The sequence below is a fragment of the Varunaivibrio sulfuroxidans genome (assembly GCF_029318635.1).
GTDB classification, from domain to species: domain Bacteria; phylum Pseudomonadota; class Alphaproteobacteria; order Rhodospirillales; family Magnetovibrionaceae; genus Varunaivibrio; species Varunaivibrio sulfuroxidans.
The window spans coordinates 3,015,499-3,037,308 of the sequence record NZ_CP119676.1 but is presented as its reverse complement, the minus strand read 5'-3'; the positions used below and the strand labels follow the sequence as shown (position 1 = coordinate 3,037,308).

At 66.2% G+C, this 21,810-nt stretch carries 28 protein-coding genes; 27 read left to right on the top strand and 1 reads right to left on the bottom strand.

Going from position 1 to position 21,810, the window contains the following annotated elements; translation table 11 throughout:
* From P3M64_RS14195 to P3M64_RS14095, 21 genes are all read left to right on the top strand, one after another.
* Nucleotides 1-372, top strand: a complete 372-nt coding sequence (locus P3M64_RS14195; protein WP_132939016.1) for a helix-turn-helix domain-containing protein — start codon at nt 1-3, stop codon at nt 370-372.
* A 72-nt stretch (nt 373-444) separates the two neighbouring features.
* Nucleotides 445-1,032, top strand: coding sequence for a glycoside hydrolase family 108 protein (locus tag P3M64_RS14190; protein WP_132939017.1), 588 nt, complete (start codon nt 445-447; stop codon nt 1,030-1,032).
* Nucleotides 1,029-1,577, top strand: coding sequence for a hypothetical protein (locus tag P3M64_RS14185; protein WP_132939018.1), 549 nt, complete (start codon nt 1,029-1,031; stop codon nt 1,575-1,577). Before P3M64_RS14190 ends, P3M64_RS14185 begins: the two co-directional genes overlap by 4 nt.
* The gene (locus tag P3M64_RS14180; RefSeq protein ID WP_132939019.1) at nt 1,577-1,939 is read left to right on the top strand and encodes a DUF2730 family protein; all 363 of its coding nucleotides are present in this window, start codon (nt 1,577-1,579) and stop codon (nt 1,937-1,939) included. The genes P3M64_RS14185 and P3M64_RS14180 overlap by 1 nt, the downstream gene beginning before the upstream one ends.
* Nucleotides 1,936-2,238 (top strand): VpaChn25_0724 family phage protein, encoded by a 303-nt coding sequence (locus P3M64_RS14175; RefSeq protein WP_132939020.1) that lies wholly within the window; start codon nt 1,936-1,938, stop codon nt 2,236-2,238. Before P3M64_RS14180 ends, P3M64_RS14175 begins: the two co-directional genes overlap by 4 nt.
* Before the next feature lie 11 nt (nt 2,239-2,249).
* Nucleotides 2,250-2,816, top strand: a complete 567-nt coding sequence (locus P3M64_RS14170) for a phage protein Gp27 family protein (RefSeq protein WP_165886311.1) — start codon at nt 2,250-2,252, stop codon at nt 2,814-2,816.
* On the top strand, nt 2,816-4,327 hold the full coding sequence (locus P3M64_RS14165; protein WP_132939022.1) for a terminase large subunit domain-containing protein: 1,512 nt from the start codon (nt 2,816-2,818) through the stop codon (nt 4,325-4,327). The genes P3M64_RS14170 and P3M64_RS14165 overlap by 1 nt, the downstream gene beginning before the upstream one ends.
* Entirely contained in the window at nt 4,327-6,015 is a 1,689-nt protein-coding gene (locus P3M64_RS14160) for a DUF935 domain-containing protein (protein WP_276157036.1), read from the top strand. The genes P3M64_RS14165 and P3M64_RS14160 overlap by 1 nt, the downstream gene beginning before the upstream one ends.
* On the top strand, nt 5,916-7,106 hold the full coding sequence (locus P3M64_RS14155; RefSeq protein ID WP_132939024.1) for a phage head morphogenesis protein: 1,191 nt from the start codon (nt 5,916-5,918) through the stop codon (nt 7,104-7,106). The genes P3M64_RS14160 and P3M64_RS14155 overlap by 100 nt, the downstream gene beginning before the upstream one ends.
* A gap of 470 nt (nt 7,107-7,576) precedes the next feature.
* Nucleotides 7,577-8,668 carry a phage protease gene (locus P3M64_RS14150; RefSeq protein ID WP_132939025.1) on the top strand — a complete coding sequence of 364 codons (1,092 nt, stop codon included), beginning with the start codon at nt 7,577-7,579 and terminating at the stop codon, nt 8,666-8,668.
* Nucleotides 8,668-9,087, top strand: coding sequence for a DUF2190 domain-containing protein (locus P3M64_RS14145; RefSeq protein WP_132939026.1), 420 nt, complete (start codon nt 8,668-8,670; stop codon nt 9,085-9,087). Before P3M64_RS14150 ends, P3M64_RS14145 begins: the two co-directional genes overlap by 1 nt.
* Nucleotides 9,088-9,107: 20 nt before the next feature.
* Entirely contained in the window at nt 9,108-10,046 is a 939-nt protein-coding gene (locus P3M64_RS14140) for a capsid protein (RefSeq protein ID WP_132939027.1), read from the top strand.
* 13 nt (nt 10,047-10,059) lie between these two features.
* A complete protein-coding gene (locus tag P3M64_RS14135) occupies nt 10,060-10,275 on the top strand; it encodes a hypothetical protein (protein ID WP_132939028.1) in 216 nt (71 codons plus the stop codon).
* 114 nt (nt 10,276-10,389) lie between these two features.
* A complete protein-coding gene (locus P3M64_RS14130; RefSeq protein ID WP_132939029.1) occupies nt 10,390-10,815 on the top strand; it encodes a gp436 family protein in 426 nt (141 codons plus the stop codon).
* Nucleotides 10,815-11,261 carry a phage virion morphogenesis protein gene (locus P3M64_RS14125; protein ID WP_132939030.1) on the top strand — a complete coding sequence of 149 codons (447 nt, stop codon included), beginning with the start codon at nt 10,815-10,817 and terminating at the stop codon, nt 11,259-11,261. Before P3M64_RS14130 ends, P3M64_RS14125 begins: the two co-directional genes overlap by 1 nt.
* Nucleotides 11,258-11,854 carry a phage protein Gp37 gene (locus tag P3M64_RS14120; RefSeq protein WP_132939031.1) on the top strand — a complete coding sequence of 199 codons (597 nt, stop codon included), beginning with the start codon at nt 11,258-11,260 and terminating at the stop codon, nt 11,852-11,854. The genes P3M64_RS14125 and P3M64_RS14120 overlap by 4 nt, the downstream gene beginning before the upstream one ends.
* A gap of 2 nt (nt 11,855-11,856) precedes the next feature.
* On the top strand, nt 11,857-12,123 hold the full coding sequence (locus tag P3M64_RS14115) for a DUF2635 domain-containing protein (protein WP_132939032.1): 267 nt from the start codon (nt 11,857-11,859) through the stop codon (nt 12,121-12,123).
* Nucleotides 12,120-13,592, top strand: a complete 1,473-nt coding sequence (locus P3M64_RS14110; RefSeq protein ID WP_132939033.1) for a phage tail sheath subtilisin-like domain-containing protein — start codon at nt 12,120-12,122, stop codon at nt 13,590-13,592. Before P3M64_RS14115 ends, P3M64_RS14110 begins: the two co-directional genes overlap by 4 nt.
* A gap of 13 nt (nt 13,593-13,605) precedes the next feature.
* On the top strand, nt 13,606-13,971 hold the full coding sequence (locus P3M64_RS14105; protein ID WP_132939034.1) for a phage tail tube protein: 366 nt from the start codon (nt 13,606-13,608) through the stop codon (nt 13,969-13,971).
* A complete protein-coding gene (locus P3M64_RS14100; protein ID WP_132939035.1) occupies nt 13,964-14,254 on the top strand; it encodes a phage tail assembly protein in 291 nt (96 codons plus the stop codon). The genes P3M64_RS14105 and P3M64_RS14100 overlap by 8 nt, the downstream gene beginning before the upstream one ends.
* Nucleotides 14,255-14,428: 174 nt before the next feature.
* Nucleotides 14,429-16,282 carry a phage tail tape measure protein gene (locus P3M64_RS14095; RefSeq protein ID WP_165886312.1) on the top strand — a complete coding sequence of 618 codons (1,854 nt, stop codon included), beginning with the start codon at nt 14,429-14,431 and terminating at the stop codon, nt 16,280-16,282.
* An 11-nt stretch (nt 16,283-16,293) separates the two neighbouring features.
* On the opposite strand, the gene P3M64_RS14090 is transcribed toward P3M64_RS14095, so the two are convergent.
* On the bottom strand, nt 16,294-16,761 hold the full coding sequence (locus P3M64_RS14090) for a hypothetical protein (RefSeq protein ID WP_132939037.1): 468 nt from the start codon (nt 16,759-16,761) through the stop codon (nt 16,294-16,296).
* A gap of 41 nt (nt 16,762-16,802) precedes the next feature.
* On the opposite strand from P3M64_RS14090, the gene P3M64_RS14085 reads away from it, so the two are divergent.
* From P3M64_RS14085 to P3M64_RS14060, 6 genes are read left to right on the top strand one after another with little or no spacing between them, the layout of a single operon-like run.
* Nucleotides 16,803-18,014, top strand: a complete 1,212-nt coding sequence (locus tag P3M64_RS14085; RefSeq protein WP_132939038.1) for a DNA circularization protein — start codon at nt 16,803-16,805, stop codon at nt 18,012-18,014.
* Nucleotides 18,007-19,083 carry a phage baseplate assembly protein gene (locus P3M64_RS14080; RefSeq protein ID WP_132939039.1) on the top strand — a complete coding sequence of 359 codons (1,077 nt, stop codon included), beginning with the start codon at nt 18,007-18,009 and terminating at the stop codon, nt 19,081-19,083. Before P3M64_RS14085 ends, P3M64_RS14080 begins: the two co-directional genes overlap by 8 nt.
* Nucleotides 19,077-19,637, top strand: coding sequence for a phage baseplate assembly protein V (locus P3M64_RS14075; protein ID WP_132939040.1), 561 nt, complete (start codon nt 19,077-19,079; stop codon nt 19,635-19,637). The genes P3M64_RS14080 and P3M64_RS14075 overlap by 7 nt, the downstream gene beginning before the upstream one ends.
* A complete protein-coding gene (locus P3M64_RS14070; protein ID WP_132939041.1) occupies nt 19,637-20,155 on the top strand; it encodes a phage GP46 family protein in 519 nt (172 codons plus the stop codon). Before P3M64_RS14075 ends, P3M64_RS14070 begins: the two co-directional genes overlap by 1 nt.
* On the top strand, nt 20,156-21,214 hold the full coding sequence (locus P3M64_RS14065; protein ID WP_132939042.1) for a baseplate J/gp47 family protein: 1,059 nt from the start codon (nt 20,156-20,158) through the stop codon (nt 21,212-21,214).
* 3 nt (nt 21,215-21,217) lie between these two features.
* Entirely contained in the window at nt 21,218-21,808 is a 591-nt protein-coding gene (locus P3M64_RS14060) for a YmfQ family protein (RefSeq protein ID WP_132939043.1), read from the top strand.
* Nucleotides 21,809-21,810: the final 2 nt, after the last annotated feature.

Here is a 21,810-nt window from a genome sequence, read left to right as displayed (position 1 = left end):
ATGAACCTCCCCGGCATCCTGGCTGAGATCGCCGCCGTCGCCGGCGACGGCGCGGCGCTGGCGCTGGCCCGGGCGCGCGGCGGGACCGAGATCGAGGTTCCCAAAAACCCGCATCCCGATTGCCAGTTGGCGCGGATCGTCGGCCTCGACGCCGCGCGCGCCATCGCGCGGGAAATCGGCCATGGCCGCCTGGCGATACCGATGGCCGCCCTGCGCGGCCCCGCGGCGCGCCGCGCGGCCGCCGCCGCGATGTCCGATAAGGGCGCGTCGGCGGTGACGGTGGCGCTGTCGTGCGATATGTCCACGCGCACGGTGCGCCGTATCCGCCGCCGGTTGCGCCGCCCGTTGCCGCTGTTTGACGCGGGCGGCTAATCGGCGCACAATCGCCGGACGGCGGGCGCCCCCTGACACCCCGCCCCCCTGACATTTGTCACGGGGGCTTTGTTGCGCCCGCCGCCATATCCTCGCGGCATGGAAGACAAAGCCTTCACCGCCGCCGTCGAAACCGTCCTTAAACACGAGGGCGGATTTTCCGCCGACCCCAACGATCCGGGCGGGGCGACCCATTACGGAATCTCGCTGAGGTATCTGCTCTCGATCCACGCGGTCGATACCGACGGCGACGGATTTTCCGACTTTGACTTTGACCGTGACGGCGATATCGACGCCCACGACATCCGCGCCATGACGCGCGGCGCCGCGATCGAAATCTATCGCGACCATTTTTGGACGCCGAACGGGTACGGCGACCTGCCGCCTTTCGTCGGGCCGAAGGTGTTCGACTTGGCCGTCAACATGGGGCCGCGCCAGGCGCACAAATTGTTGCAGCGCGCCGCGCGCGCTTGCGAGGCGAACCTGACCGACGACGGCGTCCTCGGACCCAAGACCCGCGCCGCCATCGCCGGCCTGCCGCCGATGCAGGTGGTGGCCGCGACGCGATCGGAGGCGGCGGGCTTTTACCGCACCCTGATCGCGGAAAAGCCCAAGCTGGAAATCTACCGCACCGGTTGGCTCAGGAGGGCCTACGCATGAGTGGACCCGATATTTGGGACGCCGCGAAGGGCATATTGGCGACCGTCGCCCCCGCCCTGGGAGCCGCCATCGGCGGCCCCTTCGGCGGGATCGCCGCGCGCACCATTACCGGCGCCATTTTGGGCGCGCCGTCGGACGACCCCAAGGCCGCCGCCGCCGCCATCGCCGGGGCCACGCCGCAGCAGCTTGTGGCGCTTAAAAAAGCCGAGTCCGATTTCGCCGCGCACATGCGCGAATTGGACATCGAAATGGAATCCCTCGCCGCGCGCGACCGCGACAGCGCGCGACAGCGCCAGGTCGAAACCAAGGACAAAATGCCCGCCCTGATCGCGCTCGCCGCGCTGGCGGGTTTTTTTGGAATCCTGGGCGCGATGATCTTCGTCCCCATACCATCTGACGCCATGCAGCCGCTGGCCATCATGCTGGGGGCGCTGGGCACGTTGGTGACGCAGATAGGCGCGTACTACTTCGGCTCCTCGTCCGGCAGCTCGCGCAAAAACGCCATGATCGAACGCCTGATGGCGGGCAGCAAGGGGGGCGCCTGATGGATTTCGTCGCCGCCAAGTTTTGGCTCGACACCCTGGTGTTGGCGGGGATGGTGGTCAACGCCCTCTACACTTGGGCGATGAGCCGCCACCGCGCCAACCGCTCGGAGATCGAGGCGGTCAAAAACGACCACCTCGCCCTGATCCAGGACCTTACCCAGCGCGCGCTGGTGATGGAGGCGCGGATCGACGCGCTGCCCGGCGCGCGCGATTTTCACGGCGCACTGCAACAGATGACCAAGATGGACGGCGAAATCGGCATCCTCAACGAGCGGCTGGCGGGGTTCAAGGAATCCCTAGAACGGGTCGAACGCCCGCTCAATTTATTGGTCGAGGCGCAGATGAAAGGGGCGAAGATATGAGCGTAGTCAAGGACGTTTTCCGGCAGGACCGCCGTCTGGTCATCCTACGCCTGCTGGGCGAGGACCGCGCCGGATCGCTCAACGAGCGGGTCGTGCAAAAGGCGCTCGCCGCCTACGGCCATAATCTTAACGACGCCGAATTGCGCGGCGAATTGCAATTTTTGCAAAACGAGCTGGCGATCGATATCGAGCAAATCGCGGACGGCGCCCTATGGGTCGCGCACCTGGCGCGGCGCGGCGAACTGCACCTGACGCGCCAAGACGTCATCGCCGGCGTCGCCCGCCCGTCCCGCCGTTAAAGGGGGCTTTAATGGGCCAAAAAAGCACCATTCAGACCGGCCTTGAAGACGATGACCGCAAGGCGTTGGACGGCCTGATCGTCTCGGGAAAAATGACCCTGATGGGCCTCTTGGAATGGCTGGGCGAGCGGGGCTACGACATCTCCCGCTCGGCGCTGCACCGCCATGTCAAGAAGGTCGAAAAAATGGGCGCGAAGCTGCGCCAAAGCCGCGCCATGACCGAGGCGCTGGTCAAGGACCTGGGTCCCGACATCACCGAAGGAAAGCAGGGCCGTTTGCTGGTCGAGGTCCTGCGCTCATTGGTCTTCGACCACCTGTCCGCGAGCATGGAGAGCATGGACGATGACGGCGGTTTGGATACAAAAGACCTGTCCTTCTTGTCCAAAGCCCTGAAAGACTTGGCGGGGGCCAACAAAATCGACCTCGACCGCGAGATGAAAATCCGCGAGGACGCCGAGAAAAAAGCCAAGGCGGACGCCGCCGCGCGGGTCAAGGCGGTGCTCAAGGAGACCACAAAACAAGGCATCACCAAGGAAACCAGGGCCGCTATCATCGACGGCATCCTGGGGGCGGCGTGATGGACGCCGTCAAGGGATTTTTGGCCTATCAGCAGCGGGCGCTGGCGGCCATTTTCGCGTCGGCCGTCGTCGTCATCGAAAAGTCGCGGCGCATCGGCATGACCTGGGCGCTGGCCGCCGTCGCCGTTCTGCACGCCGCCGCCGCGAAGACGGCGGGCGGCATGAACGTTTTTTACATGGGCTACAACCTGGAGATGGCGCGGGAGTTTATCGACACCTGCGCTTGGTGGGCCGGGCTGTTCGACCAGGCCGCGCGCGCCGTCGAGGAGATTGTCATAAAGGACGAAGGCAAGGACGTCCTCGCCTTTCGGATTAAATTCGCCAGCGGTTTCGAGGTCGTCGCCCTACCGTCCAACCCGCGCTCCCTGCGCGGCATGCAGGGCCTGGTTATTTTGGACGAGGCTGCGTTCCACGACAATTTAGACGAGGTCCTTAAGGCCGCCTTCGCGCTGCTGATCTGGGGCGGCAAGGTGGTTGTGTGCTCGACCCACAACGGCGACGCGGGCGCCTTCAACGTCCTGGTCGGCGACGTGCGCGCCGGGCGCAAAAACTACCGCCTGATCCGTACCGATTTCGACGCCGCCCTGGCCGACGGTCTTTACAAGCGCATCTGCGAGACCCAGGGCAAGGCCTGGTCGGCCGAAGCCGAGGCTGCGTGGCGCGGCGAGATTATCAATTTTTACGGCGACGGCGCGGACGAGGAACTGTTTTGCATCCCGGCCCAGGGGTCGGGCACATTTATTTCCGCCGCCCTGATCGAGGCGCGCATGGACGCCGCCGCCCCGGTGGTGCGTTGGGCACAACCCGCCGGCTTCGCCGAGCTTGCCGACCACCTGCGCGAGGCCGAGTGCCGCGATTTTTGCGCGCGCGAACTGTCGCCGATTTTGGAAAACCTGGACCCGGCGCTGCGCCATGTGATCGGCGAGGATTTCGGCCGGTCCGGCGACTTGACCGTGTTGTGGCCGCTGGCCGTCGATCAATCGCTGATCCGGCGCACGCCGTTCGTTGTCGAATTGCGCAACATTCCGTTTAAGCAGCAAGAACAGATTTTGTATTACATCTGCGACCGGCTGCCGCGCTTCGGGGCGGGCGCGTTCGACGCGCGCGGCAACGGCCAGTATCTGGCGGAACGCGCCATGCAGCGCTACGGCGCGGGGCGCATCTATCAGGTCATGCTTTCCGCCGAGTGGTACCGGGAAAACATGCCGCCCTACAAGGCCGCGTTCGAGGACGGGGCGATCGCGTTGCCAAAAGACGCCGACATCCTCGCCGACCACCGCGCCATCGTCATGGACCGGGGCGTCGCCCGTATCCCCGAGAACGCCCGCACCAAGGACAAACAAGGCGGCCGGCGCCACGGCGACAGCGCCATCGCGGGCGCGCTCGCGCACTTCGCCAGCCGCCAGGACGCCATGGAGTACGACTACACCGCCGCGCCGCCGCCCGGGCGCGACGGGGCGGCGGACGGTCTGGTCGGGCGGGCGCGATTTAACGCAAAAGGAGCTTGGTGATGCTTACCGATCAATGGGGCCGGCCGATGAAAAAAAGCGACCTCGCCCGCGAGTTGTCCGCCCCGACCCTCAAAGGGGTGCGTGGGCTCCAGGGCGGCCACCCGGCCCAGGGCCTGACGCCGGGCCGCCTGGCGGCGATCCTGCGCGAGGCCGAGACGGGCGACGCCACGCGCTACCTGGAGATGGCGGAGGAGATTGAAGAAAAGGACCTGCACTACCTGGGCGTGCTGGGTACCCGCAAGCGCCAGGTCGCGCAGCTGGAGTTAACCGTGATCCCCGGCGGCGACACCCAGGACGATCTCGACAACGCCGATCTAATCCGCGGCTGGCTCGATCGCGAGGAGTTGGAGGATGAGCTGTTTGATATTTTGGACAGTGTCGGCAAGGGTTATTCCGTTGCCGAGATCATGTGGGACACCAGCGGCGGGCAGTGGACGCCCACCCGCCTGATCTGGCGCGACCCCAGGTGGTTCCGCTTCGACCCCATGGACGGGGTGACGCTGCGCCTGATCGGCGCGGGCGGCGCGCTTGAACCGCTCGCGGCCTATAAATTCATCCGCCACCGGACCAAGGCCAAATCCGGCTTGCCGATCCGGGGCGGCCTGGCCCGCGCCGCCGCGTGGGGATATCTGTTTAAAAATTTCGACGTGCGCGATTGGGTGATTTTCGCCGAACGCTTCGGCCATCCCTTGCGCGTCGGGCGCTATGGCGCGCACGCGACGAAAGAGGAAAAAGAGGTTTTGCTAAGCGCGGTGGCCAACATCGCGTCGGACGCCGCCTGCATCATCCCCCAGGGGATGGAGCTGGAATTTATCGAGGCCAAAATCACCGGCAACGTCGATATGTTCGAAAAGTTCGCCGACTGGATCGACCGGCAAATATCCAAGGCGGTGCTGGGCCAGACCCTGACCACGGAGGTCAAGGGCGGATCGCTGGCCGCCGCCCGCGTCCACGGCGGGGTTAAAGACGACATCGAACGGGCCGACGCCAAGGAGCTGAGCGCGACGCTCAACCGGGATCTCGTCCGGCCGATGATCGATCTCAACAAGGGACCGCAAAAACGTTATCCCAAAATCAGGATCGGCCGCGCCGACGAGACCGACCTTGCGCAGATGACCGACAGCCTCGCCAAGCTGGTGCCGGTCGGCCTCAAAGTGTCGGCCAAACAAGTCCGCGATAAACTGGGCCTGTCGGCCCCGACGGCGCCGACGACGTGCTCACCGCGCCCGCCGCCGCCCCGCCATCCGCCGCGCCGCCCGGGCCGTCCGTGTCCGCCTGGGCGAGGGCCGTCGCCGTGGGCGAAACCGCCGGCGACGTCCACATTGCCCCGCCGCCCCCGCCGCCCCCGACGCCATCGAAACCTTCATCGCCGAGCTGGCCGCCGGCGACGATTGGGCGGCGGCGATCGACGATATCACCGGCCCGCTGATCGATCGCGTCGAAAACGCGAAAAGTTACGACGACCTGATCGCCACCCTGGCCCGGGCGCTGGACGGCATGGACGCCGGCGCACTCGCCGAAAAGCTGGCCCGCGCCACCTTCCAGGCCCGCCTCGCGGGCGGCGAGGCCGCCGACCTAAAGGCCAAAAATGGCGGAAATTAAATTCAAAGACCTGCCCCCGAAGGAGGCGGTCGCCTATTTTAAGCGCAAGGGCTATGCCGTCGGCTTCGCTTGGCAGGATGTCTTGAAAGAAGAACACGCCGTCGCCTGGACCGTCGCCAAGGTCGTGCGCCTGGACGTCCTAGAGGACATCCGCGGCGCGGTAGACGCCGCCATCGCCAAGGGCGTCACGCTGAACGATTTTAAAAAAAACATCCGCCCCATCCTGCAAGCCAAGGGATGGTGGGGTCAAAAAATGATGACCGACCCCAAGACCGGGAAAGTCAAAATGGCGCAGTTGGGCTCCGACCGCCGCCTCAAGATCATTTTCGACATGAACATGCGAACGGCTTACGCCGCCGGTCATTGGCAACGGATCGAACGGGTCAAGGCGCGGCGACCGTATTTGCGCTACGTCGCCGTGATGGACGGGCGCACACGGCCCCGGCACAAGGCGTGGAACGGCACCGTGCGGCCGGTGGACGATCCGTTTTGGTCCACCCACTACCCGCCCAACGGCTGGCGTTGTCGATGCACCGTTCAGCAGCTGTCCGAACGCGATCTGAAACGCTTTGGCCACCGGGTTTCCCCACCGCCCAAAACACAGACCCGTCCCTGGACCAATTCGCGCACCGGCGAAACCTCCCATGTTCCCGTCGGCATCGACCCCGGATTCGATTACAATGTCGGCAAGGCCGCTCAGCGCACGCCTATCGACCCGGCGAAATACCGAATGCCCGCCATCGGCCACGAGTCCGCACGCTTGGCCGTGCAGCAGCCGGACTTCGAAAATTTCCTGAAGGGCCGGACGGACGGGACATTCCCGGTGGGCTATGTCGACGACACTCTGGCCAACGCGATCGGCGCGACCGTGCGCCGGGTGGACTTGAGCCGGGACACAATGCTCAAGCAGCTGGACAGCCACCCGGAGCTCACGGTCGATGAGTATCGCGTACTCCCCAACATCATGGCGCTCGGGCGCGTGGTGCAGGACGGAAAGCGCACCTTGGCGCTCCATCACCAGGCAGGCCAGTTGTACTACGCCGCGATGAAGACGACTCAAACCGGGAAGGCCATGTTCCTGCTCAGCTTCCGCCGCGCGAATATGGATGACGTCAAGCGCGTCACCACAAGGGGCGAGGTCATCAGGGATTGGCCCGAGGATTTTAAGGGGAAGTGACGCGCGGGGTGAGGACTCCCAAGTCCCTCACATAGCACTCCGGTTCCAGGCGATGCTGTGACCGTGTTACGGCTGGGAGGTTCACCGCGTCGCCCGCGCGTTCTCAGATTATAGCCCCAATCCCCCCCAAAATCCACTTCCACGAAAATTCGCCCCGTCAGGCCCTTTACGGGGGTTTGAGCGACCAACCCCGCCGCGCCACCCCATGACCCATTAAATGCCCCCTTAAATGGCCCGGCAATCGGGCACATACGCCCGCAAGCGGTGCGCCGTTCGTGGCGGGTGGGATGTTTATGGTGGGCTTTTCTATGGCGGGGGTGGGATCGGTTTTGCGGGTCGGTCCCCTGACACCCGGGCTTCGGCCCCCCCTGACAATTGTCCGGGGGGACGGCCGCGCCGCATCCCCATAAGCTGCCACCAACAGCCAAGCGAGGCAACCCTTTATCAACCAGCCACGAGGACGCGAGAATATGTCCGCCATTTACGCCACCTGCGCCAGCCGGATCCCGGACGGCGCGCCGGACTGGATTAAATTGATGCCCGCCGGCGCGATCGACGCCGCCGATGGGCGTAAATGGCGCGTGGCCGATCCCGCCGCCGTCGCCGCCGCCAGCGACGCGGCGATCGACCTGGTCATCGACTACGAGCATCAAACGGATTTTTCCCCCAAAAACGGCCAGCCCGCGCCGGCCGCCGGTTGGATCAAACGGATCGAGGGGCGGCCCGACGGCGTCTGGGCGCGGGTCGAATGGACCGACCGCGCCCGCGCCCACCTCGCGGCCAAAGAATACCGCTACCTGAGCCCGACGTTCGAGATCGACAAAAAAGGCGACGTTCGGCGGATCATCCGCGCCGCCCTGACCAACAATCCCGCCATCCACGACCTGCCCGCCCTCGCGGGCGCCCAAACGAAAGGACCCCAAGTTATGCCTCCCCAAGTTATGGACGAAGAACACCTCAAGGCGCTCGCCGCGGCGCTCGGCCTGCCCCATGCGGCCAGCGCCGACGCCGACGGCCCCGCCATCATCGCCGCCGCCACGGCGCTGGCCGCCGCCAACGCCCAAAACGTCGGCGTCATCGCCGCGACCGCCGCCGCACTGGAATTGGAGGGCGACGCCCGGCCCGAAGACATCGCCGCCGCCGTGGCCGCCCTAAAGGACGGTAACGTCGCCACCGCCACCGCGCGGCCCGACCCGAGCCAATTCGTCTCGGTGGCGGCCTTTCGCGAACAAAGCGCCGCCTTGAAGGCGTTGCAAGACGACCTGGCGGAAAAAGACGCCGCCGGCGCCGTTCAAAAAGCGATGGCGGCGGGCAAGATCACGCCCGCCAACAAGGACTGGGCGTTGGCGTTGGCCAAAAAGGACTTGGCCAGCTTCAAGGAATTCGCGGGCAAGGCCCCGGTCATCGTCGCCCCCGGCGCCGCCACGGGCGACGCCCCGCGCGGCGTGAAGACGGGCGAAATCGCCATCGCCGCGCGCGCCTATCAGATCGAGATGGCGGGCAAGGGCGTCACCGTCAGCACTTCGGACGCCGTCGATCACGTTATGAAAGGAGCCAAGTGATGGACTTGGGATTGATCAAAAATTACACCGCCGCCGCGGCCATTTTGCCCCGGCGCATCGTCAAGTTCGCCGCCGCCGCGGGCGCGGTCGAACAGGCCGCCGCCGCCACGGATACGCTCATCGGCGTCACCGGCGCGCGCGGCGCGGCGCTGCCCGGCGATCGCATCGACGTGATTTTTAGCGGCGTCGTCGATGTCGATTTCGGCGGCGCGATCGCCCAGGGCGACCTGGTGACGACCGACGCCACCGGGGCCGCCGTCGCCGCCGCGCGCCACACCCACACGGAAAACACCGCCGCCGCCTACACCCAGAACGCCACCACGTCGGCGGCCACCGGCGAGCGCATCATCGGCATCGCCATGGTCGGCGGCGTCGCCGGCGACATCGGCGGCATTTTGATCGCCCCCGGCGTCGCCTGACCCAGCAAAAGGAAAAATCCATGCCCACGTACACCCAATACACCGAAGACCCCGTCCTGACGGCGATCGCCGTCGCCTACCACAACCCCGACGCCAGCCTGATCGCCGACGACGTGTTGCCCCGCGTCAAGGTCGGCGGGCTGAAATTCGGCTACCAGATCTATAACGAGGCGGACGCCTTCGCCGTGCCCGACACGCGCATCGGGCGGCGGTCCAGCCCGAACATGGTCGAGATCGACGGCCAGGATGCCACCGCCGAGTGCACCGATTTCGGCATCGCCGTGCCGCTCGACAACGACACCATCGCCGAGGCCGACCGAAAGGGCTTCGACCCCCGCAAGCAGGCCGCCGAACGGGCGACCAACATCGTCGTCCTCGACCGTGAGCTGCGCGCCCGCGACATCGTCTTCAACGCGGCGAGTTACAACGCCGCCAATAAAATCCAACTGGCCGGAACCAGCCAGTTTTCCGACTTCGTCAATTCCGATCCGATCGGGCAGATTACCGACATGCTCGACGCTTGCTTCATGCGGCCGAACAAACTGGTCTTCGGTCAACGCTCCTGGTCGGTCACCCGCCGGCACCCCGATATCCTCAAGGCGATCAACCACAACGGCGGCGACAAGGGTATGGCGTCGCGCCAGGCCATGGCCGACCTGTTCGAGGTCGATCAAATTTTGGTCGGGGCCTCGCGCGTCAACCTCGCCAAGCCCGGCCAGCCCGCGGGGATCGCCCGCGTCTGGGGCAACCATATCGCGGGCGTCTTTATCGACCGGACGGTCAACACCGGCGGCGGCGTCACTTTCGGTTTTACCGCCCAGTACGGCGATCGCGTCGCGGGGACCAAGGACCTCGACATCGGCCTGCGCGGCGGGGTCTCGGTGCGCGCCGGCGAGACGGTCAAGGAGCTGGCCATCGCCAACCGCGCCGGGTGCTTCATCCAGGATGCAGTGGTGTAAGGGAGACCGGATCATGACCACGAAAAAATACCTTTTAAAGGGCGACATGCCCCTGCTGATGGACGGCAAATTGTACGCCGACGGCGACACCGTCGATATCGACGAGGCCGCCGCCGCGGCCCACGTCGCCGCCGGACGCCTGGAGCCCGTCACGACCCCGACCCCGAACACGCCCTCGCCGGACGGAAAGGCGCCGGGCGCAAAAGCGGGCAAACCGCCGAAGGAATAACCCAGAGGCCGAAACGGTCCGGGCGGTGGATCGTTTCGCAAAAGCCTAAAACTTCCTCGGGCGGACGCCGCCCCGCCCGCCCGAGGACTCTCTTATATATAAGGAACCATCCGTGTGACCTACGCAACCGCGCAAGACATGATCGACCGTTTTGGTGCGCAGGAGCTGATCGAGCTGACCGATCGCGCCGACCCGCCGCTGGGCGCGATCGACGCCCAAGTGCTCGCCGGCGCGCTGGCCGACGCCGACGCCGCCATCGACGGCTACATCGCGGTGCGCTACGACCTGCCGCTGATCGCCACGCCCGCCCTGTTGGTCAAGGTCGCCTGCGATATCGCGCGCAAACATTTATACAAGGACGCGCCGCTGGACGAGGTCACCGCTGCTTATAAGGACGCCATCGCCCTGCTGCGCGATATCTCGCGCGGCGTCGCCGAATTGGATATCGCAGGGGCGGAGCCCGCCGCCGACACCACCGGCGCGCCCGCCATCGCCGGCCCGGCGGCGGTCTTTAACAAAGACAGCATGGGGGGCTTTTGATGACCGGCGTCGCCATCCATATCGACACCCGCGATCTCACCGCCATCGACGCGCGTTTTAAACGCCTCGCCGCCCGCGTGGCCGACATGACGCCGTTGATGGACGAGATCGGATCGATGCTGGTCGCCTCCACCATCGATCGATTCGAAAACGGCGTCGATCCCACCGGCGCGCCCTGGACGCCGTCGATCCGCGCCCTCAGCGAAGGCGGCAAGACCCTAATCAATAGCGGACGCTTGATGACGTCGGTCACCCACGACCCCGGTCGTGACGCGGTCGAGGTCGGCACCAACGTGATCTATGCCGCGATCCAGCAGGCCGGCGGGCGGGCCGGGCGGGGCCACGCCGCGACCATCCCGGCGCGACCGTACCTGGGCCTGTCGGCCGGTGACGAACGCGAGATCGGCCATATCGTCGATGACTATCTGGCGGAGGCGATCCAATGATCGGGGCCATCGAACAGGCGATCATCGACCGCGTCGCCGCCGCGGTTGCCGCCGGCGCGTTGGGGTGGACCCCGCGCGCGGTGGAAAGCTACGGCGATCAACTGGGCGGCGCGAACCTGCGCCAGGCCACCCAATCGTTCCCCGCCGTCTTCGTCATGTACGGCGGCGAGCCCCGGCCCGAGGACGGCCCCGGCGGCAAGACCCGCCACCGACCGGCGTTCACCGTCTTCCTCTGCCAAAAAAACCGCCGCAACGAAGCGGCCCAGAGGCGCGGCGCGGGCGGCAAGGTCGGCACCTACCAAATGCTTGAGGATATTCGCGCCTTGTTGGACGGCCGGGACCTTGGCCTCGCCATCGATCCCATCCGCCCGGGCGCGGTGCGCTCAATCCTGCAAAACAAGGACGCCAGCATCTACGCCCTGGAACTGCACACGTCCTACGACGAAAACCCGCGCGCCGTCGATGCCGGTGCGCTGGGCGCATTTTCCACCTTCCACGCCGATTGGGACATCCCGCCCCACGGCAACGTCGCCCCGCCGCTGCCCGCCGCGACCCCGGACGCCGCCGACACCCTGACCAATTTGGAGATCTAACGATGCCCCCCGCCAAAACCGTCCACATTATTCCCACCGCCGGGCTCAAGGTCCGCGATCCCAAGGGCGGCCATCTTCCGCCCACCGGCGCGGACGTTGACGCCGCCGATCCGTACTGGCGGCGCCGTCTTCGCGCCGGCGACGTGGCGAAATCCGCCGCGATCGAAAAACCCTTCGAAATCGCCGACGGCGACGCCGCCAAGCCCGCCCCGGCCCCCACAAAGGCCCCCACCAAAGCCCCTGCCAAAGCTAAGGAGTCCGGCAAATGATTTCCTTCAACCAAATCCCCATCGATCTGCGCACGCCCGGCGCATATCTGGAATTCGACAACAGCGCCGCCGTGCGCGGCCTGCCCGGGATGCCGTCGCGGATTTTGGTCATCGGTCAAAAATTGGCCGCCGGAACCCAGCCCGCGTTGACCCCGGTGCAAATCCTGGACGAGGCCGCCGCCGAGGCCGCCTTCGGGCGCGGCTCGATGGCGCACCTCCAGTTCCGCGCCCTCAAAGCCGCCAACACCTGGACGGAAAGTTGGGCGATCGCGCTGGATGACGACGTCGCCGCCGCGCCCGCCGCCGGATCAATCCTGTTCGGCGGCGCCCTCGGCGCTGCGGGAACGATCAATTTATACATCGCGGGCCAGCGCGTGCGCATCGGCGTCGGGGCCGCCGACACCCCGGCCGCGGTCGCCACCGCCACCGCCGCCGCCATCAACGCCGCGACCGATCTGCCGGTCACCGCCGCCGTCAACGCCGTCACATTGGCGCAGGTGGACATCACCGCGCGGGGCGCGGGCGCTGCGGGCAACGACATCGACCTGCGCGTTAATTATAATTTCGGCGAGGCGCTGCCCACCGGGCTGACCGCCGTCATCACGGCGATGGCGGGCGGGGCGACCAACCCCGATATCGCAGGCGCGATCGCCGCCTTCGGCGACGCCTGGTACACCGACATCGCCATGCCCTACACCGACGCCGCCAACCTGACGGCGTTGGAAAGCGAGCTCGCCCGCCGCGCCGGTCCCCTGGTGATGATGGACGGCCACGCTTACGCCGCCGCCACCGGAACCCACGCCGCGCTGACCACCTTGGGCAATGCGCGAAATTCCGAACACCTAACCATCATCGCGGCGACGGGCAGCCCGTCCGCGCCGTGGGCGTGGTCCGCCGCGCTTTGCGCCGTCGCCGCTTTCCACATCCGGATCGACCCGGCGCGCCCGCTGCAAACCCTGGCGCTGGCCGGCGTCATGGCCCCCGACGCCGGCCAGCGTTTCACGCTGGAGGAACGCAATTTGCTGCTGTTCGACGGCGTCTCCACTTTCCGCGTCGATGACGGCGGGCGGGTGTTGATCGAACGGGCGATCACGACGTACGAAACCAACGCGGCGGGCATCGCCGACCCGTCGTACCTCGACTTGACCACGATCAAGACGCTGGCCTATCTGCGTTACTCGGTGCGCGCGCGCATCGTCTCCAAGTTCCCCCGCCACAAACTGGCGTCGGACGGCACGGAATATGGCGCCGGCCAGGCGATCGTCACCCCGTCCGTGATCCGCGCCGAGCTGATCGCCCTGTTCAAGGACTGGGAAAACGCGGGGCTGGCCGAAGGCATGGCGCAGTTCAAGGCGGACCTGGTCGTCGAGCGCGACGCCGGCGACGTCAACCGCGTCAACGCCCTGATCCCGCCCGACGTCGTCAACCAGTTCCGCGTCTTCGCGGGCAAAGTTCAATTTCGCCTGTAAGGAGGGCTGAGACATGAATCCCAACAAAAAAGTCGGCAGGGTCACGATCAAGGTCGATGGCGACGTCATCGAAAGCCACCCCGACGCCGAAATTTACGTCGGCGGCCCGGAACGCACCGACAAGGAAAACGGCAATCACCCCGGCCACTGGTCCGAACAACTCAAGGCGGGCGAGGTCAAGTGCAATATCGACTGGGGCGCGGGCGACAGCACGGCGAAAATGGCCGCCTGGACCGACGTCACCCTAACCTGCGAGCTCGACACCGGCCAGACCTATGTCGGAAACCACTACGTCCTCAAAGCCGTACCACACATCAAAAACGACAAAGTCGAACTGGAGTTTTTCGGCCCGGTGATGGAGGAGATGAAAGTTGCTTAACGATAATACCGTCCGGCTTCAGTACCCGATTGTGCGCACCCTGACCGGGAGTGGCGGCGTGCGCGAGGAAAACATCGAAACCGTCACCCTGCGCCGCGCCAAGCTCAAGGATCTTCGCGGCCTCAACCTGAAGGCGTTGGAAACGCTTGAAGGCGATACGCTGGAAACGTTGATCCAACGCCTCTCGGGTTTAAGTAAGGTCGAGGTCGGAGAACTTGATCTAGCCGATCTGGAAGGACTGAGTTTGGTGATCGAGGGTTTTTTTCCGAAACCCAAAAGTTAGGCGGGGTCCCCGCCGACCCGTGGGCGCTGGCGGGGGAATTGGCGTTCGGGTACCACTTCGCGCCCGATGACATTTGGAATCTCGATCTGATCGACGCGGTGCGTTGGCATCGCGAACTGAGGACAATCAATGAGCGACATGACAGCACGCTTTCGGTTTGAGGCCGTAGACAGAATGTCGTCTACACTTCGGCGCGCAACGCGTCAAATTCAGGCGAGTATGCGACAGGCCGGGCAGGCGGCGGAAGCGACGGCGCGGCGGCTCGAACATGTGCGCAACGCATCGCGTAAAATCGGCGATGTGGGAAAATCCATGTCGCTGAAAATGACCGCGCCGATCGTCGGGTTGGGCGCGCTGACGATCCGTTCGGCGGCGCAATTCGAACAATCGATGAACCGCGTCGGGGTGCTCACCAATGCCACGGGAGGGGACTTCAACCGCCTGCGTGCGCAAGCGCGCAACCTTGGGAAAACCACCCAATACTCGGCGACCCAAGCCGCCGAGGGCATGGGATTTCTCGCCATGGCCGGGTTTAAGACGGAAAAGATTATTGCGGCTCTGCCAGGGACCTTGCAATTGGCCGCATCGGCGCAAATGGACCTGGGCCAGGCCGCCGATACCGTCACCAACATTATGTCGGGGTATGGTTTTAAGGCGGAAAGTATCGGGCGAATTAACGACGTCTTGGTGAAGACCTTCACATCGTCAAACACCGACCTACAGCAGCTGGGAGTGGCGTTAAAATATTCCGGTTCGGTCGCCAAGGGAGCGGGAATTAAATTCGAAGAAGCCGCCGCTGCATTGGGGTTAATGGGTAGCGCCGGATATCAAGGATCAATGGCCGGAACGGCGCTGCGCGGGGCGCTGTCGAGATTACTCAACCCGTCGCGGGAGGCGCAAAAGGTTTTAAGTCGCCTCGGCATCAAAAAAAGCGATATCAAAACCTCGGAAGGCGGCATTGTCTCGCTCTCGAAAGTGATTCAAGAGCTCAACAGTCATGGCGCGGGCATCGCTGAAATGATGACGATTTTTGGGGATCGCGCCGGTCCCGCATTCCAGGCGCTGGCGAAGGAAGGCGCGCCGGCGCTGGATAACCTCACTAAATCCTTGGAGACGTCAGGCGGCATTGCCAAAAAGGTATCCGAAGCGCAAATGAAAGGCGCGACAGGTGAATTGCGCCGCCTTACATCGGCGTTCGAAGGGTTGCAATTAACACTCGCTGACGCCGGTTTACTTCGATGGTTCACAGACATGGTCAAGGGACTCACGAGGTGGATAAGCGCCCTCTCGAAATCGTCCCCGATGATGTTCAGATTCGTTTCCGTCCTCGCATTGATCCTCGCTGTCGTCGGACCTCTCCTGATGGTTATCGGGCAGTTGGGAATGGGGTTTTATGGCCTGTCAATCGGAATCCCCGTCATCGCATCCCTTGCCGGATCGATCTGGGGCGCCGTGACGGCCACATGGGCCTGGACGGCAGCGCTGTTGGCCAACCCAATATCATGGGTCGTCATTGGCATCCTGGCCGTGATCGCGGCCCTGGTTCTGCTGTGGCGAAAATGGGGCGCCGTGACGGCATTCGTCAAAAAAATAGGGGCCGAGATCGAGGCTGTTTTTTACAGCGGCATGATGTCGCTGGTTAAATATCTCCTTGGCACTAACATGGTTTCCGTCGGGGTAAAGTGGATTGGCGGATTCGTCGATGGCGTCGTCGCCAAATGGCGCGCGTTGACGACATGGTTGTCCAATGCAATAGCCGGGTTGACCCGGATGATACCCGATTGGGTCAAAAAACGGTTGGGGATTTCCGCCGCCGTGACGACGACCAATGTTAATAAATCGGATACGACACCTAGTTTCACGAGTGCTTATAGGGGCCGGCACAGCGCTGCACACGCCACCGTTGGCGGTGAGCTGCACATCAAGATCGACAGCGATGGCCGCCCGCATGTCAAGGCGCTCAAAAGCGATAATCCTAATTTTGGAATCAATGTCGATGCCGGGCTGGTGATGGGGGGAGCGGGGTGAAAAACTGCGTCTCAATTATAAGCCGACAAGGTGCGCATTGGTCTCAGTGCGGGAACGCGCCGAAAGCCTGTCTCATTGATGTTGCACAAAATTCGAGCGGGCTTTTTCGTCGCTTGGATCCCCGTGTCCACGCCGCTGCCCAGAAAGTAAAAAAGTGTCTGGTACGCCGCGCTTCTGATCATCGTTTTCGGATCGTCGGTCACGTCAATTTCGACGGTGAGATACTTTTTCCAGCCAAATTTATTTGGAACGCTCCCCTTAGCGGACTCACGCAGGGTCGCCCGCGCGCCGGTGACGTCACCCCAACTTTTGAACAGCGGCCCGCAGCTTTTGCGAAACGTACCAAGGGCATTGGCGACAATATCGACGTCCCCTTTTTTATGCACGCCGGTGACGGTAAAGGTGACGTCCTTTGCCGCCCCATCTCCACACGCCGTAAGGGCCAGCAAGCAGAAGATCGTCGCAATCAGGTTTTTCATCCCCACTCTCCCATCCAATCGACAAAAAGGAGAGTAGCACGATGAGCTGGAGAGACAACCTTCGCAAAGCATCGTTTCGGGGCGCGTCGTTTTTCTATTCGTCGGCCGACGGCGAGTTGGGGCGGCGGTTTCAGGTTCACGAGTATCCCGGGCAGGACCGCGCCTATCACGAGGACTTGGGCGCGAAGACGCCGCGCCATCGGATCGAGGCGTATGTTTGGGGCGCCGGCGCCCTGGACCGGGCGGCCCGCCTGCGCGCCGCGATCGCCGCGCCGGGATCGGGCGCGCTGGTCCATCCGGTTTTGGGCGAGCTGACGGTGGCGTGCACCGAGGCCCGCGAGCGCCACACCACCCGCGACGGCGGTTATGTCGCCTTTTCATTGACCTTCGAGGAGACCGGAGACGTCCCCCGGCCGCGCGCCCGGGCGGCGACGGGGGCGCGCATCGACCATGCGGCGGGGGGCGCGATGGGCGCCGCGCAAAGCGACTTTAAAAACACCTTTAACGTCGGCGGATTGCCTCAGTTCGTCGCCGCCGACGGCGCGGATAAGGTGCGCGCCGGGATCGATGCGCTGACGCGGGCGTTTTCGGGGGTGCGCCTGGGCGGGGCGGACGCCGCCGCCTTCGCCTCGGGCGCCGGGGCGGCCCGCGATCAGGCGGCGAGCCTGGTGCGCGATCCGGCGGGCCTGGCGCAAAAACTGGGCGGCCTGATCGCCCTGCCGCTGGACCTGCCGGGCGGGCGTCTGGCGGGGGCGCTGGGCCGGCTTTACGATTACGCCGGCCCCGCATCCGCCCCGACCGCCGCCGCCCCGCCGACCGCGACCCGCCGCGCCCAGCAAGGCAACGCCGACGCGCTGAGCGCCCTGATCCGGCGCACCGCCGTGATCCACGGCGCACGCGCCGCCGCGCGCGAGACCTTCGCCAACCGCGCCGCCGCGCTGACGCGCCGCGACACCCTGGCCCAGGCGTTGGAGGGCGAGAGCCTGACCGCCCCCGATCCCACCTATCGCGCCTTGACGGCGCTGCGCGCCGAAGTCGTCCAAGGCCTGGACGCGCGCGCCGCGGGGTTGCCGCGCTTGCGCGCCGTCACGCCGATCGCCACGCGCCCGGCGCTGGCCCTGGCGCACGATATTTACGGCGACACCCCGGCGGCGGCGGTGGGGATGGCCGATGCATTGGTCCGGCGCAACCGGGTGCGTCACCCGGGCTTCGTGCCCGGCGGCGATACGTTGGAGGTCACGGTCGATGCCTAACGCCGCCCGCGCCAGCCTGATCATCGACGCCGCCGCTTGGCGGGGCTGGGAAGATATCTCGATCACCCGTGGGATCGAACGGATCGCGGGGACGTTCCAACTGACCTTGACCGATCGTTGGCCGGGGCAGACCACCCGGCGGCCGCTTGCCCCCGGCGCGCCCTGCCGGGTCGAGCTTTACGGCCGCCCGGTGATCACCGGACATATCGACGACGTCGAGGAGGCGATCGAGGAGACGTCGCGCACCTTTACGGTGCGCGGGCGCGACCGGGCGGGCGACCTGGTCGATTGTTCCGCCGTGCACAAATCGGGCGGCTGGAAAAACGCCCGGCTGGAGGACATCGCCGCCGACATTTGCGCGCCGTTCAAAATCAAAGTCACCGCGCCGGCGGGGACCGGCGCGCGGTTCGAGACCTTTCGGATTCAAGAGGGCGAGACCGCGTTCGAGGCCATCGAGCGCGCCTGCCGACAGCGCGCCCGCCTGGTTCGTTCGGACGGCGTCGGCGGCATCGTCATCGCCGCCGTGGCGGGCGCGGCCAACCCGAACGGGGCGCTGAAACTGGGCGCGGGCGGCAACGTCCTCAAGCTGCGCGCCACGGCGTCGCTTACCGAACGGTTTTCGACCTACACCGTCAAGGGCCAGGACACGGGCGGCGGCTGGAAGGACGCCACCGATATCGCGGGCGCGTCGGCTACCGCCGCGGACGGCGCCGTCACCCGCTATCGCCCGCTGATCGTCATCGCCGAGGAGCCTGGAAACGGCCCCACCTTCGCCGAGCGCGCGGCGTGGGAGTCCCGCGTGCGCGCCGCGCGGGCCAAGCGCATCACCGTTACCGTTCAGGGCTGGCGCGATGCGGCGGGCGCGCCGTGGCGACCGGGGGACCGGGTCGGCGTGGACTTCCCCCGGCTAAAGGGCGAGATGCTGATCGCCCAAATCACCCACACGTTGGGCGCGGGCGGCACGTTGAGCGACATCGATCTCGTCCTGCCCGGCGCGTTCGACGTGTTGCCCAAGCCCACCGACACGACAAACGCGGGGGGCGCGGGCGCGGGGGGTGCGGGATGGTGACCGAATCCGTGATCAACGCCATCGCCAAGATGACCCGGCCGCTCCAACGCCGGGTGCGGTTGATGATCGGCCGCGCCGTGATCGCCGCCGTCGCCGACGGCGACAGGTGCCAGACGGTGCAAATCACCGCCCTTGCGGGCGAGGTGCTGGACGGCGTCGAGCGCATCACCGACTACGGCTTTACCGCCCATCCCCACCCTGGGGCGGAGGCGATCTTGCTCGCCGTCGGCGGCAACCGCGACGCGGGCGTGGCGATCTGCGTCGGCGATCGGCGTTACCGCTTGACCGGCCTTGCGCCGGGCGAGGTGGCGCTGCACGACGATCAGGGTCAGATCATCAAGCTGGCCCGCGCCGGGATCGAGGTCGCCACCACCCGGCCCGGCGGCGTCACCGTCACCGCGCCCGCCGTCACAATCAATTCCACGGATATCCAATTGGCGGGCGCGGGCGGCGCGCAAATCGCCCGCGTCGGCGACCTGGTTGACGTGGCGTCGGGATCGTCCGCCGGAAGGTGGCCGATCGTCACCGGCTCGGCCAACGTGAGGAGCGCTTAATGGACGCAGTGATTTACCTTGACGAAAAAACCTTAACCGGCGATCTGTCGATGGACGGCGCGGGCCTCGCGGTCGATGGTGGGCTCGGCACCGCGATCGCCATATCGCTGTTTACCGATCGGCGCGCGCACCCGGACGACATCCTGCCCGGCGACGGCGCGCCAAGATCGGGGGGCCGGGGCGGCGGCGACCGCCGCGGCTGGTGGGGCGACGGCGCGCCGCCCGTGGTGGACGGCGCACCCGCCGAGGGCGATCGCATCGGATCGCGATTGTGGCTGCTCGGCCGCGAAAAGATCGTCCCCGAAACCATCGCCCGCGCCCGTACCTACGTGCGCGAGGCGCTGCAATGGCTAATCGACGACGGCGTCGCGGCGCGCGTCGATGTCGCGGTCGAGGCCGCGCCCGGCGGCGTGCTGGCGATCGCGATCACGGTCCGCCGCCCGACCGGCGCGAACGGGCGCTTCGATTACGTTTGGCGCGCACGGGCGGACCAAACCGCGAAGGGGGGGAACGGTTAAATGGCCTTTCAACGCCCGACATTAAGCGAGCTGATCGCCACCGCCGAGGCGGAGATCGCGGCCAACTTGCCGGGGGCCGACGCCGCCCTGCGCCGCACCGCCTTGGGCGTTCTCGCGCGCACCCTGGCGGGTGGGCTGCACGGCCTGTACGGATATCTCGACTTTATCGCCGATCAGGTGCTGCCGGATACCGCCGCCGCCGAATATCTCGACCGGCATGCCGACATCTGGGGCATTCAGCGTAAGGTCGCCGCCTTCGCCGCCGGCCAAGTCGATTTTACCGGGACCGACGGCCGGGCGATCCCCGCCGCCACGGTTTTAACCCGCGCCGACGGCGTGCGTTACGCCACCGTCGCCGAGGTCGCCATCGCCGCCGGGGTCGCCACCGCCGCCGTCGTCGCCGAGGTCCCGGGCGCGGCGGGGGCCGCCGCCGCCGGATCGCCTTTGTCCTTGATCACCCCGATCGCGGGCGTCGCCGGGGTCGCCACGGTCGCGGCGGGCGGCCTCGGCGGGGCCGCGGACGAGGAGGGCGACGCCGCCCTGCTGGCGCGCGTTCTGGACCGCATCCAGGAGCCGCCCCACGGCGGGGCCGATTTCGATTATGTCGCCTGGGCGCTCGGCGTCGTGGGGGTCACCCGCGCCTGGGTCTGGCCGCTGGAACTGGGTCTGGGCACGGTGACGGTGCGTTTTATGATGGACGGCGCGTATGCGGACGGCATCCCCTTGGCGGCGGACGTCGCCGCCGTGCAGGCCGCCCTCGACGCCGTGCGGCCGGTGACCGCCGCCGTCACCGTGGTCGCCCCGATCGCCGTCCCGCTCGACCTCACCATCGCCGGACTCAACCCCGCGACCCAGGCGGTCAAGGACGCCGTCACGGCGGAGCTGACCGACCTGATCGGGCGCGAGGCGGCGCCGGGCGGCGCGATCCTGATCAGCCATATCAGGGAGGCGATCTCCATCGCCGCCGGCGAGGTTGATCACGCCCTGACCGCGCCGATCGCCGACGTCGCCCACGCGACCGGCGAGATCGCGGTGATGGGAGCCATAACATGGGTGTGACGCATGATGGATAAATCCGCCTACCTCGACCAACTGCAACAGCTGCTGCCGCCCGGCGCGGCCTGGCCGCGCGAGCCCGCGGCGACTCTGACCCGGTTGCTCGCCGCCATGGCCGACGGCCTGGCCGACGCCGATGGCCGCGCGGGCGACCTGATCGACGAGGACGACCCGCGCACGACGTTGGAGATGCTCGCCGACTGGGAGCGGGTCGCCGGCCTGCCGGACAAATGCGCCGCCGGGGCGGCGGTCACCATCCAGCAGCGCCGCGCCGCGCTAACCGCCGCCCTGACCGCGCGGGGCGGACAATCTCGGCAATACTTCATCGACCTCGCCGCCACGCTGGGCTACGCGGTGACGATCGTCGAGCACGGCCCATTTCAGGCGGGATTGTCGGCGGCGGGCGCGCCCGTGAGCGCCGAACAATGGCGCTTCGTCTTCACCGTCGCCGCCCCCGCCGCCACTGTGCGCGATTTTCGGGCCGGCCTCTCGGCGGCGGACGAACCGCTGCGCACCTGGGGCAACAAGCCGATGGAATGCGCCATTACCGCCGATAAACCGGCCCACGCCTACGTCATTTTTACCTACGGAGGATAACC